Consider the following 14,714-nt stretch of genomic DNA (forward strand, 5'->3'; position numbering starts at 1 on the left):
GATATTTACGGTAGCGATGGGTGTATGCTCATCGCTATTTTTTTAGCAGGATAAGAAAGTTTCGCATATTATGGTTTGCTATCGCAAGATAGTCAATTGCAAGACATTTCTTTCACACTTTCCGTCCTGCTCCCTTGCCTTTCTCCCAAATCTTTCGGACTTTCGGACATCCGACTTCCGGACTTTTATTTTGATACCATGATCCATAAAAAACCAAGAACATACGTGCCGGCTAACTTTGAAATGAATTGGGAAGGCCTGGAACCACTTTTTAACGAACTGATAGCCCGCCCAATTCATTCGGTTGAAGAACTGGAGCAATGGATGCGCGACCGCAGCGAGGTGGAAGCCGCCATTGAAGAAGATTTTGCCTGGCGCTATATCCGCATGACCTGCGACACCACCAGCGAAGACCTGCTGGCCAAGTTCCAGTACTTCGCTACCGAGGTTGAACCCAAGATTGCCCCCTGCAACAACGAACTGAACAAAAAGCTGGTAGAAAGCGAATACGCCGATCAATTGGACGGCGAGAAATACTTCATCTACCTGCGTGGTGTGCGCAAAGCTTTAGAACTGTTCCGCGAGGAGAATATCCCGGTGCAAACCGAGATACAGGTGGAGCAGCAGAAGTATCAGTCGATAACCGGCTCTATGTCGGTGCATATTGGCGATAAGGAATACACCATGGAGCAGGCCGCTGTTATTTTAAAAGATACCGACCGCGCCAAACGCCAGAACGCCTGGGAAACCATCACGGCCCGCCGCCTGCAGGATAAGGATAAGCTGAACGAATTGTTCGATCACTTGCGTGCCCTGCGCCACAAATTGGCACTGAATGCTAATTTCGAGAACTTCCGCGATTACATGTTCCAGGCACTGGGCCGCTTTGATTATACGCCGCAGGATTGCTATGCTTTTCACGAGGCGATTGAAAAAGAGATCGTCCCCATTTTACGCGATCAGGCCGAAAAGCGCCGCGAAGCTTTAAAACTGGATACGTTGAAACCATGGGATATGGATGTAGATGTATCGGGAAAGGCCGCGTTGAAGCCATTTAAAAATGGCGACGACCTGATTGAAAAATCGATCCAATGCTTTAGCAATATCAGTCGCTATCTGGGCGAGCGCTTGGAAATTATGAAGGATAACCACCTGTTTGATGTTGAAAGCCGCAAAGGCAAAGCACCGGGTGGCTACAACTACCCGCTGGCCGAAACCGGCGCACCGTTCATCTTCATGAATTCGGCCAACAGCTTCCGCGATTTGACCACCATGGTACACGAGGGTGGCCATGCCGTACATACCTTCCTTACTGCCGACCTGGAACTGAACGATTTTAAACACACCCCTGCCGAGGTGGCTGAACTAGCTTCCATGTCGATGGAGTTGATATCGATGGATAACTGGGATGTGTACTTTGATAATGCCGAAGACCTGAAGCGCGCCAAACGCGATCAGTTGATAGACGCGCTGAAAACGCTGCCCTGGGTAGCCGTGGTCGATCAGTTTCAGCACTGGATCTACACCAACCCCGGCCATACCGATGCGGAGCGCTACGATGCCTGGGTGCAAATCTACAGCCGCTTCGGTGCTGGCTTTGCCGATTGGGAAGACCGCCCGGATGCCCTGCAAAACCTATGGCAAAAACAGCTGCATATCTTCGAGGTGCCGTTTTATTACATTGAATATGGCATGGCCCAGTTAGGCGCCATTGCCGTTTGGAAAAACTACAAGGAAAACCCGGAGAAAGGCCTGCAACAATATCTTGATGCGTTGAAGCTTGGCTATACCAAAACCATTAAAGAGATTTACGAAACTGCCGGTATCAAGTTTGATTTCAGCGCCGATTATGTGGCCGAACTGGCGGACTTTGTGAAGGGTGAGTTGGAGAAGATATAGTATTCGGCACCACCACATCAATACCATCCCGTCATTGGGGTAGTGGTATACTAAAAGCTAATGTCATGCCGAACTTGTTTCGGCATCCCACTTGCATAGTTAAGTTTTGCTTAAACGACCTGTGTGATGGGGTGCTGAAACAAGTTCAGCATGACATATTGTTATTAAGCTACTTCAACACCTCGCTCTCCTCCGCTTCCAGGATATAGTTCGCCACATCTTCGGGAAGCAGCAAGCGTTTGGCCTGCAAATCTTTAGCTACTTTAGTTACAGCCTCCACATATTTGGCGTGCGTACCATAACGTTCTTCTAAGGATAAGCGCGGATCATTGGCAGCCAACCGCTCGGCTTTGGTTTTGCGGAACGGGATCATTTGCCCGGATGATTCGGCGCCATCATTCAACCCGAAACCCTCGCGGCGCAAACCCCAGCCCGTTAAAGTGGCAATTGGTGCTGCCACCGGTGGCAGGCGGATACCGGCCACCTCATTACCATCGGCATCAACCCTGGATACAAAATTTTGATAAACCGGCGCGTTGATCTTTCCCAAAGCATATTGGCTGATGATCCCCTGCTTAAACTGCGGGCCAAAATCAAGGCAATAACGGGTGGTGATCAGCCCGGTATAAGTAACACCGGGGATATCGGGCCAACCCAGTTCGGTTTTTGATACGGCACCCGTTTGATAGCCCGGGTTTGCCTTAGCCATGGCGGCTGTGCCATTAGCACGACGGGGGACACTGCTGGCAGGTGGTGGCATACCTTTAGTCACCCATTCATCAAGCGCAATAAACAAGGCCCTAAGCAAAGGTTCGGGGCGGGTAGGGTTTTGTAGTTGCTGAGCATCGCCCTTGCTGTTGCCGTTACCGCTACCGTGCTGCATGCCCGATACAAGGTAAAAGCGGACATTATCCGGATCGGGCAAGTCGTTACCCTGCAGATCGGTATGCAGCAGCGAAGCCGCCTTTACCCAATACTCGTTTGCTGAATTGATCTCCAGCACCTTTGGCTTATTGGCCGGGTTGGTATAACCTGCAATACGACCGCCGGTCTTGCCGCTCAGTTTATCGGTTAACACCGGGTAGGCGAATGGGAAGATGCCCTCGGGATATAAATGGTTTTGCCGGTTACGTTCGGTACGGCCCGGTTGCGCAAAGCGATAATTGATGCCTACGCCGCTGCCACCACCCAGCCAGTTTTCAATGCCGTCGAACACGCGGCGGCCCTGCTCATCCTCGTTAAAACCCAGGGTTTGAAAATCGTTCATATAACGCGCCGGTTGCGATATAGCAAAGCTGTAGGTATATCTTACGTCGCCGGCTAAGGGGTTGGCAGTGCCAGATGCATCGGCCCTGGCATGGCGCAGGAACGAGATTACATCGCGTGTAGCGGCTAAACCTAAGCCGGCAACCTTGGGATTTTTAACGATATAAACAAAATCGTAAATATAGCTGGCTTTAAATGGTGTACCCGCGGGTAATAACCGGATGGTGTTTTCGTTGGTAAATTCCCAATCGTTAACCGGTTGAGGCGTGTCGTTTAATAATGCCCGGCAGGTGAGGGTAGCGCTTTGTTTATTTAAATTGGCGGCAGGGTAGGCCAGTTTGTAACTCTGGGTTTTATCGTTATCAACCGAAATATACTCGTACGACAGGCCGGTGATAGCCGAGCCATCCTTATTAACCGCCACCGGCACGCTGATACAGATATTATTATTGCCTGTAGCTGCCGAGACATCCCAGCCACACCAAACGATGGTATAGCCCATGCTCATTAAAAAGGCGTCATCGGGCTGATCAGAAGCGCCGGGATCGTTACCGCCCTTGCTTTTATTGAACGCGCCGAACGGCTTGCCGCCACGGTTAGGCAATTCGGCAAAAAGCTTATGGTTGCCTTTGCTTAGGTCAATGGGTTTCAGGATGTAGATATCGGTGCTGTACTCTACCATCCCCCGGGCATTGCGCGGGGCTAATTGGATATCGGTTATTTTAGCGTTCTGCGGCAGGGTAGGGTCAACCTCGCCGTAGGCTTTGCCGGTGAGCTTTTCATAAGCGCCAACTTTGCCAAACTCCTTGCCGTTAAATGCCGGTGCGCGACTGGTAATGCTGATCCTGATGATGCCGGCATCGGCCTGCCATATAGATAGGATAATGATAATAACAGGCAGGATGTATTTTAACCGACGAGCGTTCATGGCGATGGCAAATAATTCCCTGTAAGTTAAAAAAGGATTATTTGATTAGCAAGCGCATAGCAAGGGTGTTACGTTAACCCGTAGAGACACGATACTTCGTGTCTCTTTTATTAATTGGATACGGGAGACACGATACTTCGTGTCTCTACGGTTATAAATGATTAGCAACCATCAGCCCTAATTTATATTTTTGACGCGAAATGAATATCGACCCTTTAAGCGTATCACTGTTCGAAATGCGGCTGGAAGAAATACACCGCGCAGACCCCTGGCTGAGGTACGAGATCAGCATACGTGATTTCATCGCGCTGTTCCCTATGCGTTATAAAAATGGCAAGCCCGTTAAACCCGAGCATCCTGCCGCTTTCGGAGTCGACCGCGAGGTTTACCTAAAGGTTTTGGTGGCGTTCAGGCAATCGTTCCAGGGGAAGTAAGTGCTATCACAAACACACCTCGTCATGTTTGAGCGATAGCGAAACATCCCCGGCTATGCAATTCCGCTCTGCTTATTGGGGATCCTTCGCTATCTCTCAGAATGACGTATCGTAGTAAATAAAAAAACGGGCACCCGCCTCCCGTATGCCCGTTTCTCAAATTATATTATTTAACAGATCTTATTTTCGGCGCTGAATATGCCAGTAATCCATGCGGTCTTCCTGGTTGGCCATGGTTTTTTTGTAATATTCGGCATAATATGGTTTGGTCATCAGGTTAACCTGGAAACGGAAGCCGTCGTTTTTTATAGCGACAGGCGTTAAGCGACTGAACATCAGGTTGTCGAAATCGTCGGCTTTATAGTTGGCCAGATCGGCGTTTTTAACGCGTTTATCGTTTACCCATACGCCAAACTTTTTAGGGTCTTGCTGCCATTCGCTTAGCTGTTCAGTAGTTATAGTGTTTTTGGCAACAGGTTTAAAGGCTTTGGTAAAGCGAAATTGCTGCCTGTTTTGCTGCTTTACGCTCATCTGGATGAACAGCGCGTGTAATTGGGCTTTATCAGTTGCCGATATATCTGTGGTTTTGCCATTGCCATCCGGTATATCATATTTTTTTAGAATAGCCGTGTACTCGCTCATCACTTTTTCAGACGCGTCGGTAGCCGAATACTTTGTACGCATGGCTTTTGGTATAGCGAAGCGGACAAAGTCAACTTTAGGCGTATCAACTTTAGCTGTAAGGGCTTCAACAGTCTTTAATGTCGGGAAAATTTTAGGCAGTACAGTAGCAGCGGTTTTTTCGCTGAACAGTAATACAGCCAATGCGGCAACGGGTAGCATTAGTAGTTGCTTGCCAATAGCCTTGGCAAAGGTGGTGTTTTTGGTCATCATGGTTAGACGTTTTTTGGTGGTTTGATAATTAAACTGGCTGGCAAGGTGTATGCTGTTGGCCTGGCTGGCCTTAGCCAGCAGCAGGTATTGATAATCGATGGTATCGTAGATGGATTGACTGATCACCGCTTCATCGGCTAAAAATTCGTGGTTAAGTTGTATGGCCCGGCGATAGAATGGAATGAATGGGTTAAACCAGCACAGTACCTGCATCATCTCCACCAGCAGCACGTCCAGCGAGTGGCGCTGGCGCACATGGGCTTGCTCATGGCAAATGATCTGTGGCTCCAGGCCGTCGGGATAATCATCGCGGTTTACAAATACGTAGTTTAAAAAACTGTGGGGTATAACGCTGGCATCGGTTAATACCAGTTGCGTATCGTCCAGTTCAATCCGCTGATTTTGGGTGATGCTGCGATTGATGCGATAAAGATTGATCATAAAGCGGCCCAGTAATACCAGGGTTACAAAAGCATAAACCGCAAGTATTATGCTGATTGCAGTGATAACAGGGTTGGGATCAACATCGGGTAATATCTGCGGATGTTGTGCCAAGGGCGATGAAGTAGCGGTAGTTTGCGATGATGTAAATACCCGCTCCACCGCATGCTGGTAACTTACCGGTAACGATTGGGGATGGGTGGTTATCGTAATAAAAGGCACCGCAGCTGAGAACAGTAAGCTGAACAACAGATAAAAGCGGTTGAATCGGTACATCCGCTCGTTTTGTAAAAACACCCGGTAAGCCAGTAATAGCAGGCCTGAGCATAAGATGAAGTTGATAAGCGCCATCATTCCTTCCTCCTTTCTATTTCCTTGTCGATGATCTTTTTCAGGTCTTCCAGCTCGGCCGGGGTCATGTTGCTGGATGATGTGAAGAACGACGCGAACTGTAGTGCCGAGTTATCGAAAAAGTTTTTGACGATGCCGCCAACTTCCTTTGAAAAGTATGCCGATTTCTTCACCAGCGGGTAGTACTGCCGCGAGTTACCGAAGGTTTCGTAAGCCACAAAGTTTTTGTCCTGCATGCGCTTCAGCAGCGTGGCGATGGTAGTGCCGGCCGGCTTTGGCTCAGGGTAACTGTCGATGATATCCTTCAGGAACGCTTTTTCGCGTGTCCAGATGATCTCCATCAATTGTTCTTCGGTTTTGGTGAGCTGCATATTCTACAATGTTAGAGTTTATTCTACAAATGTAGAGTAGTTTTTGAGATATGCAAATTTTTAGAAAATAATTTAAAAATATGTCATGCTGAGCCCGGGCAAAGTATCCCCGATTAGCAGAGTTGATCTGCACAGTTTGGGATGCTTCGCCCGCACTCAGTATGATGGAATGAATAGATTCTGCGCTATCGCTCTGAATGACGTAAAGTGGGGGTTAAGGGGACGGGATGGAAAATCTACTCCAACCCAGCCTCAAACAATTCATCAAGCCGCTCATGCGAATCGATGACACCGCGCTCCATGCCCGATTGCACCAGGCCGTCCCTGTCGGCTACCGACTGGAAGATGGATTGGATGATGACCCTTGTGCGGTTGTTGGGAAGTGCCTCAAAGCGGGCTGTTTCCATAGATACATGGCCTTTTTCGGGCAGGCCCTCAAATTCAAAGGTTTGGATGATGCGCTCCGGAGCCGTTACTTCGTGAATAACGCCACGGAAACCGAAACTCATACCGCAGCTTTCGCCGGTGTACCGGTACGCGCCGTTGGTTTCTACCTTATAATAGTCAAGCGTGATCTTTACATCGCGCGGACCAAGCCATTTTTGTATCAATGCCGGCGTGGCGAATGCCTTAAATACCAGTTCGCGCGGCGCTTCAAATTCGCGAACGATGAATAGTTCCTGCCGGCCCGGCTCGGCAGTGATGATGGTTTTGTTATTTGATGCCATTGGGTTTTAGTTTTAATTGTTACCTCTCCTAAATTCTCTCCGAAGGAGAGGACGTCAGAAGCTTTATTTTAAAGCCACTCTCCTTTGGAGAGGGGTTGGGGTGAGGTCTCCCTACATACTCATATGCAACATATTCCAGCGATGTCCGTCCAGATCGGCAAAAGCGAAGCCGTACATCCAACCTTGTACCGATGCAGGCTGGGCGAAAATGGTACCGCCTGCGGCTTCAACTTTGGTGGCGGTCGCGTCCACCTCTTCGCGGTTTTCCGCATCGAACGAGAATAATACCTCGGTGCCTTTAGCGGTATCGGCCACGGCATTCATACAGGTGTTTTTAAATACATCCTCCTGGAAAAGCATTACTACAATGCCTTTACTGCCGACGATCATGGGCGCCATGGTATCGGTATAACCCGGGCTATCGGTTTTAAAGCTGAAGCCGATAGCGGTAAAAAATTCAATTGATTGCTTCAGGTTCTTAACCGGAAGATTGATCCACAGTTCTTTGGTCATGTTGATTGGTGTTAATTATTATGTCTTTCTGTTATTTAAGCTTCAAATAATGTGCGCGCTGTTCCACCTCTAATTTTTCAATAGCGTTGCGCAGTAATACCCGGGGCATGCCGACCGCATGGTGGTCTAAAAAATCCAGTAACGCGGGCATATTTTTATCGCCGGCAAAACGAAGCATCCATCCGGTGGCTTTATGCACCAGGTCTTCGGTATCGGTTAATAAGAGCCGGGCTATTTTAAACACATCGTGCGTATCCCCCTGTCGTATAAAATAACAAGTACTCAATATTGCTGTACGGCGCTCCCATAAATTTGGTGATAAAGCCATGGTATATAACACATCATGTGGTTTATCGTGCAGGTGTCGCCCCGTCATATACAGGCAGCCCAGGTCAACCAGGTCCCAGTTGTTAATGCGGTCATGGCGGCGCATATATAAATTATAGATAGCTTCCAGCCTTTGGGGGCTTGTTTTTTTGTCGCGGGCTATTTTATCCATTATGCTTACAGCACCCGCCCGGGCCTCGTGGATGGGGCTCTCCAGCAATGTTTCCAATTCGGTAAGGGATATATCAAGATATTGTTTGGCAAGATTAAATACCTGTCCCATAGGTACACCAATAAACTCATCGCCCGCGCCGTATTGACCATCGCCGGTTTTAAAATAGCGCTGAATTTTAGCCTGTTCGGCCAGGGTGCTCAAGGTTTTAAGCGTTTTAATGAATTGCTGCGCGGTTAATAACGTTTCCATCGGTTTATTTTATTTCCTTATTATCGTTTTGCTGCGCTTGCATTTCGTTCAGCATATCATCAATAACGCTGAAACGGTCTTCCCACATCTTGCGGAAGCGCTCGATCCATATCGCTACCTCGTTTAGCGGTTCAAGCTGGATCTCGCAATAGCGTTCGCGGCCTTGTTTTTTAACGCTGATCAGCCCGCATTCCGTTAATATTTTGATATGCTGTGATATGGCGGGGCGGCTCACATCAAAATTATCGGCAATGGCATTCAGGTTTAGCGGGTTGTATGCCACCAGGTTGATGATCTCTCTGCGGGTTGGGTCGGCTATAGCCTGGAAAACGTCTCTTCTCATTTTAATTTCAATATGTAAGCATTTGCTTACACAAATATAATATGTAAGTAATTACTTACGCAAATTTATTTCGAAATAATTTTAATGCTAAGGGCAGTGGGGGCACGAGTGCAGGAGAAAGGGGCGGGGTTGTGCGGTCCCCCCAGGGGGCTATCGTGTGTACACATCTTTTAACAGCTTGCCATTTCGACGAACATGGGAATGGCTCGTGCGGCTGCGTGAGGAGAAATTATACAACATACTTGTCGCACGTACAAGATTTCTCACCCTTGCCCTACTATTCCCCTCCAAGGGTTCGAAATGACAAATTGTACTTATATAAAAGAGGTGTCCACACGATAGCCCATTGGGAGGGGGAGGGGAGTTTTGTTCAGGATCACATCCTGGCTAAACCCCTCCCATCCACCGCGCAGCCAGCCACGCCCCTCCCAGGGGAGGGAATTATTGAAAGCCCCGCATCACTCCCCAAATCCCCTTAAAATATGCAGGAATGGGCAAAATGGTGATTGCCGCATATCCGTGGGTGATAATCGCACACGCCTGCCTCAATTGTCTCACTAATATTACAAATCACAAGAAAAGGCCACTCAAAGGCCGGGAATTAAATTTTATTAACTGCTTTATTATGCTTCTGCCTCAGCTACACCGCAATCCGCCATAGTTTATTTAAACGGCTGATGATCAGCGTGTAATTTATTTACTACGAACACTTATTTACAAACACAAACTAACACATGAAACAAAGATTACTTTTTATTTTATTACTGGGCTTCGCGTTGATGACCAACGCATTTGCCCAGGAGAGAAAAATTACGGGTAGGGTGTTAAGTGCCGACGATAGTCAGCCTTTGCCCGGTGTATCCGTAAAAATTAAGGGGACCACCAAAGGGGTTTTAACCGATGGTGATGGCAATTTCAGCATTTCGGCAAGCAACGGGCAAACCCTTGTTTTTAGCTTTATTGGCTATAACGAGCAAAGTGTGGCAGTGCGCGCCGGTAATTTCCCTGCCGTAAAACTGATCACTAACAATAAGTTGCTGAACGAAGTTGTGGTAACCGACGGCTATACCACTCAATCTAAAAAATTTCGCACGGGTTCATCAACCGTTGTACAGGGGGTTGAGAATGAGAACAAGCCTTTTTCATCGCCACTCCAGGCACTACAAGGCCAGGTGCCGGGTTTAAACGTTACCTCAAACAGCGGTCAGCCGGGTGCCAACGTGCAGGTGCGCTTGCGTGGTGTTGGTTCAATTGGCGCCGGCTCGAACCCGCTGTACGTAATTGATGGTATGATCATTAACGCGGGCGACCTTTCGCGCTTAACCACATCTACCAACGTGCTGGCAGGTATTAACGAGGATGATATCGATAATATTACTGTACTGAAAGACGCTTCGGAAACCGCTATTTACGGTTCGCGCGGCGCCAACGGTGTAATTGTGATCAATACCAAACGCGGTAAGGCAGGCAAAACACAGGTAAGGTTTGATAGCGAGGTGGGTGTAACCAACGTGATGCCGATACCCGACGCAGGTAAACCACTAACTGCCGCTCAGTTCCGCGAACTGTTTATGGAAGGTGATGCCAACTCTGGCTCTACTCCCGCCGATGTAGCGGCCGACGCGCAGGCTTATGGCCTGAACGGGCGTAGTAACGACTGGTATCAACTGGTAACCCGTAAAGGTAAGCAACAACAGTACAACGTTTCTATTAACGGTGGTACCGATGCTACCCGTGTATTTGCTTCGGCAGGGTATTTTAAGCAGGATGCTACTATTATCTATTCGAGCCTGCAAAGGTTTACTGGTCAGTTTAATATCGACCACACCATCAGCAAAAAAATATCGCTGAGCAATAACCTGAATTTCAGCAACATTAACCAGTATACGCCTGTAAATGGTGGCGCTTTTGCCAACCCTACCAGCAGTATCTGGTTCCTGCTGCCATTCCAGTTAGCTTATAACGATGATGGTACCATAAACTCGAGCACTTCGGGCAGCAATAACTTCACCAGCCAGTATAACGCGGTATTTAACGCGGCTAACGATAAGCACTACTCATCGCAAAACCGTATCCTGGAAGGATTAACACTGAAATGGAACATCCTTGACAAACTGAAATTTACCAGCTTTGGTAGCATCGATTATAACGTGCTGGAAGAGCAACTGTTCAACAACCCTATTATGGGTGATGGTCAGGCAAACCAGGGCCAGGGTTTTGATTATTATACCCGATTTTTTAACTGGCTTACGCGTAACCAGTTTGAATACCGTACAGATATCATAGACGATTTGCGATTTAATATAACAGCAGGTTACGAGGCCCAGCGTTCACAAAGCTATAATATCACCGCGCAATCTAACGGGTTTCCGGCTACCCAACCACTGCTTACCGCTTCGGCCAATGCGGCAACACCTATCGCTGGCCGTGGCACTTTTGGTAACTACTCGTTCGATTCGTTTTACAGCTTAGGCGGTTTCACATATAAAAACAGGTACTCGCTTACTGCTACTTTCCGCCGGGACGGATCATCGTTGTTTGGTATTACCAAGCAGTTTGGTAATTTTTATAGTGTAGGGGGTGCATGGAATATCGACCAGGAAAAATTCTTTAATATACAACACGTTTTATCTTCGGCCAAATTGCGTGGATCGTATGGTACAGTAGGTAATGCGCAGGGCATAGGTAATTACCAGGCCCGTGCTACCGCGGGTTACGGAGCTAACTATGTTGGAAAAAACGGCCAGAATTACAGTACTGTGGGCAACCCGGACCTTACGTGGGAAGCGCAGAAGAAACTGGACATCGGTGCCGATTTTGGGTTTTTGCATGACAGATTGAGTTTTAGCGTTGATTACTACAGCAACAATATCGACAGACTGATACAAGCCGCGCCAATATCGCGTACCACGGGTTTTGCCAGTATTACGCAAAATATAGGTGCTATGGTAAACAAGGGTGTGGAAGCTACTGTTAAAGGCTGGATAATTAAATCGGACGATTTTAACTGGAATACCAGTTTTAACGTAGCGCTTAACCAAAACCGCGTAACATCGTTAGTTAACCATGCGCCAGGTGTAAACGGTCCGTTCCAATATAAAGAGGGCATGGATTTTCAAACCTATTACGTGCGTCTGTATGCAGGTGTTAACCCGACAACAGGTGATGCTTTATGGTATACCGATGGTACACGTACAGCTACTACCAGTACATATTCCGCTGCTACCCGTGTTAACGCTTACCAGGCCGATCCAAAAGTATTTGGCGGCTTTAGTAATACGTTTAGTTTTAAGGGTATAACTCTTAGTGCCGATTTGTATTATAACTTCGGAAACATGGTGAATGACTCAAGTTGGGGTTATTACCTGAACGATGGTACGTTTGCCCTGAGCAATAAATATCAGTATATTTATCAGCACCGCTGGACCACACCTGGCCAGATAACCGATGTGCCTAAATTTGATTTCTCGGGCGGCATTAGCGGTAACTCGTCCAGCTTCTCATCAAGGGAACTTTATTATGGCGATTATATCAGGCTGAAAAACCTGGTTATCGGTTATGATTTCAAAAACATCGACGCCCTTAAAAAATTAGGTATCAGCAAACTTTACCTATATGGCCGCGGTACCAACCTGTGGACCAAAACTTATGATAAACGTTTGCCATTTGATCCGGAGCAGGGTATAAATGGTACTAACAACCTGGATGTATTACAGGGTAAAACGTTCACTATTGGCTTAAATGTAGGTTTATAAAATTTTGAAGAACATGAAAATTAAAAGATCATTATACATATTATTTGCCGCCGCCACTATGCTGGCGTCGTGCAAAAAAGAATTTTTGGACGAAAAGCCGCCTACCGCCGTTCCAGTAGCCGATGCGATAAAGACCGAAAGTGACCTTACCGATGCCGTTAACGGTATGTATGCCGCAATGCGTTCTACGCTTTTTTACGGCAGGGATGTCCCCTTCCTGGGTGATGAACTGGCAGATAATACTTATATATCCAGCAATAACTCGGGCCGTTATTTGCCGGAAATGGCTTATACCTACATAGCAGGCACTGCCGAACCGGCTAACATATGGGCGCAGGGGTATTACACCATATTGCAGGCCAATCGCATTATTTACGCGGCAAACACATTGCCAAACAGCAACAACGTTAACCAACTGAAAGGCGAGGCTTATGCTGTGCGCGCTCTGAGTTATCTTACCCTGGTAAATTTTTACGCCAAACCGTTTACGGTTGATCCGGCTGCCATCGGTGTGCCTTTGGTAACCGCGCCAACCAATATTACCGGTCCGTTTGTCAAACCAGTCCGTAGTACAACAGCACAGGTTTATGCTAAAATCATCAGCGATTTGGATAGCGCGTATGCAATAATGCCGACTACAACACCTACACTATTACATCCAACCAATTCAGAGTATATCTCTAAATATGCGGCCAAGGCTATAGAAGCACGCGCTTACCTGTACAAAGGCGATTATGCCAATGCCCGTGATGCTGCCCTGCTGGTTGTTAACAATGGTGGTTATACCCTGGCTACCTCGGCTACTTACGCTTCTTATTGGGCTACCCCAACCCCGTTAACCAATAAACAGGAAACCATTTTTGAACTTGGCCTTAACACCGCTAACAATAACGGTAATACTGGTTTAGATTATTTCTACAATCAGGCAGGTTATGGCGACGCATTGGCTTACCTTGATTTTTATAACAGCTTTTCGGCAACAGACGTGCGTAAAAGCCTGTTCCTGACCAGTAGTTCTAAACGCGGGGCGGTAATTGTGGTTAACAAATATCAAAACGTAACCATTGCCGGCGATAAGGACGATGTAAAGGTGATCCGCTACTCGGAAGTATTGCTTACCCTGGCCGAGGCTTACGCCCGTACCGGTAACGAGGTGAACGCTTTGCTATACCTTAACCAACTGGCGCAACGCCGCGACCCGTCGCTGGTGGCTTATGCATCTACCGGGGCTACGTTAATTAACGATATTATTAACGAGCGCCGCAAGGAACTGGCCTTTGAAGGCTTGCGCTATTTTGATTTAACCAGGCTTAACCTGCCGGTTAACCGCCCGGCGCAAACCAGCACTGCCACTACTGTGCGCACGCTTGATATTACCAGCAATAAACGTATATTCCCTATACCACAGGGCGAAATAGACGCTAACCCGGCTATGACTCAAAACACCGGTTATTAATAGTACCCGGTATCTAACAAAAACGGCCCTTACAATATTGTAAGGGCCGTTTTTGTTAGATAAAAATGTGCTTAAAACACCTTAAACAGGGTGATTTTCACCTATAGGCAAAAAAACACAACAGTTACTTTTACAGCAACCGAATGTTTCTTCATTTTAATATTTGGTCAGTTAATAATAGTTAATTAAAAAGGCCAGTCACGCGAGGTGGGTGGCTTTTTCTTTCGCTAATATATTGATAAAAATGAGAAATCCAAAAATGTGCGAAAATCACCTTGTTGATTTTTGCATGTAACGTTTTTCTTTAGGCTACGTCTATTAAGGTGAAACGTACAGTCAAAAACACCATCATCACCATGAAACCAGCAATATTAATGGCCATAGCCGGCAGCATGATCATCCACGGAGTGAATGTTTGCAAAAATAGTAACGATGTTTTTTCGAAAGCCGATAAAAATTACCACCAGAAAAAGTGTAATCCATCGGCTAAAAATACCAAAGCTAAAAACTGGCGTACTTGCCGGGCTGTTTAAACGCTCCCACAAGTTTTTAGTAAAAGACACGGGGGCCTCGTGTCTTTTTTG

12 protein-coding genes are annotated in these 14,714 nt (G+C 47.2%); 5 read left to right on the top strand and 7 right to left on the bottom strand.

Annotation, left to right across the window (positions count from 1 at the left end; translation table 11 throughout):
- The first annotated feature begins 198 nt into the window (after positions 1 to 198).
- Positions 199 to 1,899, top strand: a complete 1,701-nt coding sequence (locus tag HQ865_RS03780; protein WP_173413608.1) for a M3 family oligoendopeptidase — start codon at positions 199 to 201, stop codon at positions 1,897 to 1,899.
- Between the two features lie 169 nt (positions 1,900 to 2,068).
- Here the strand turns inward: HQ865_RS03780 and HQ865_RS03785 are convergent, their stop codons facing one another.
- Complete coding sequence (locus tag HQ865_RS03785; RefSeq protein WP_173413609.1) at positions 2,069 to 4,093, bottom strand: alpha/beta hydrolase domain-containing protein; 2,025 nt, start codon at positions 4,091 to 4,093, stop codon at positions 2,069 to 2,071.
- Positions 4,094 to 4,293: 200 nt separating this feature from the next.
- Between HQ865_RS03785 and HQ865_RS03790 the strand changes: the two genes are divergently transcribed.
- Positions 4,294 to 4,527, top strand: coding sequence for a hypothetical protein (locus HQ865_RS03790; RefSeq protein ID WP_173413610.1), 234 nt, complete (start codon positions 4,294 to 4,296; stop codon positions 4,525 to 4,527).
- Positions 4,528 to 4,707: 180 nt separating this feature from the next.
- Here HQ865_RS03790 and HQ865_RS03795 read toward each other — a convergent pair whose 3' ends face one another.
- The 6 genes from HQ865_RS03795 to HQ865_RS03820 all read right to left on the bottom strand — a co-directional run bounded on the left by HQ865_RS03795 (position 4,708) and on the right by HQ865_RS03820 (position 8,919).
- Positions 4,708 to 6,216 (bottom strand): M56 family metallopeptidase, encoded by a 1,509-nt coding sequence (locus tag HQ865_RS03795; RefSeq protein ID WP_173413611.1) that lies wholly within the window; start codon positions 6,214 to 6,216, stop codon positions 4,708 to 4,710.
- Positions 6,213 to 6,584, bottom strand: a complete 372-nt coding sequence (locus tag HQ865_RS03800; RefSeq protein WP_173413612.1) for a BlaI/MecI/CopY family transcriptional regulator — start codon at positions 6,582 to 6,584, stop codon at positions 6,213 to 6,215. The genes HQ865_RS03795 and HQ865_RS03800 overlap by 4 nt, the downstream gene beginning before the upstream one ends.
- A gap of 236 nt (positions 6,585 to 6,820) precedes the next feature.
- Positions 6,821 to 7,312, bottom strand: a complete 492-nt coding sequence (locus HQ865_RS03805) for an SRPBCC family protein (RefSeq protein WP_173413613.1) — start codon at positions 7,310 to 7,312, stop codon at positions 6,821 to 6,823.
- Between the two features lie 111 nt (positions 7,313 to 7,423).
- Complete coding sequence (locus HQ865_RS03810) at positions 7,424 to 7,825, bottom strand: VOC family protein (RefSeq protein WP_173413614.1); 402 nt, start codon at positions 7,823 to 7,825, stop codon at positions 7,424 to 7,426.
- Positions 7,826 to 7,856: 31 nt separating this feature from the next.
- On the bottom strand, positions 7,857 to 8,576 hold the full coding sequence (locus tag HQ865_RS03815; protein ID WP_173413615.1) for a DNA alkylation repair protein: 720 nt from the start codon (positions 8,574 to 8,576) through the stop codon (positions 7,857 to 7,859).
- Positions 8,577 to 8,580: 4 nt separating this feature from the next.
- Positions 8,581 to 8,919, bottom strand: coding sequence for an ArsR/SmtB family transcription factor (locus HQ865_RS03820; protein ID WP_173413616.1), 339 nt, complete (start codon positions 8,917 to 8,919; stop codon positions 8,581 to 8,583).
- A gap of 734 nt (positions 8,920 to 9,653) precedes the next feature.
- Between HQ865_RS03820 and HQ865_RS03825 the strand changes: the two genes are divergently transcribed.
- The 3 genes from HQ865_RS03825 to HQ865_RS03835 all read left to right on the top strand — a co-directional run bounded on the left by HQ865_RS03825 (position 9,654) and on the right by HQ865_RS03835 (position 14,663).
- Complete coding sequence (locus tag HQ865_RS03825; RefSeq protein WP_173413617.1) at positions 9,654 to 12,674, top strand: SusC/RagA family TonB-linked outer membrane protein; 3,021 nt, start codon at positions 9,654 to 9,656, stop codon at positions 12,672 to 12,674.
- 13 nt (positions 12,675 to 12,687) lie between these two features.
- On the top strand, positions 12,688 to 14,130 hold the full coding sequence (locus tag HQ865_RS03830) for a RagB/SusD family nutrient uptake outer membrane protein (protein WP_173413618.1): 1,443 nt from the start codon (positions 12,688 to 12,690) through the stop codon (positions 14,128 to 14,130).
- Positions 14,131 to 14,486: 356 nt separating this feature from the next.
- On the top strand, positions 14,487 to 14,663 hold the full coding sequence (locus tag HQ865_RS03835) for a hypothetical protein (RefSeq protein WP_173413619.1): 177 nt from the start codon (positions 14,487 to 14,489) through the stop codon (positions 14,661 to 14,663).
- The last annotated feature ends 51 nt before the right edge of the window (positions 14,664 to 14,714 follow it).

Source organism: Mucilaginibacter mali (assembly GCF_013283875.1).
Taxonomy (GTDB): domain Bacteria; phylum Bacteroidota; class Bacteroidia; order Sphingobacteriales; family Sphingobacteriaceae; genus Mucilaginibacter; species Mucilaginibacter mali.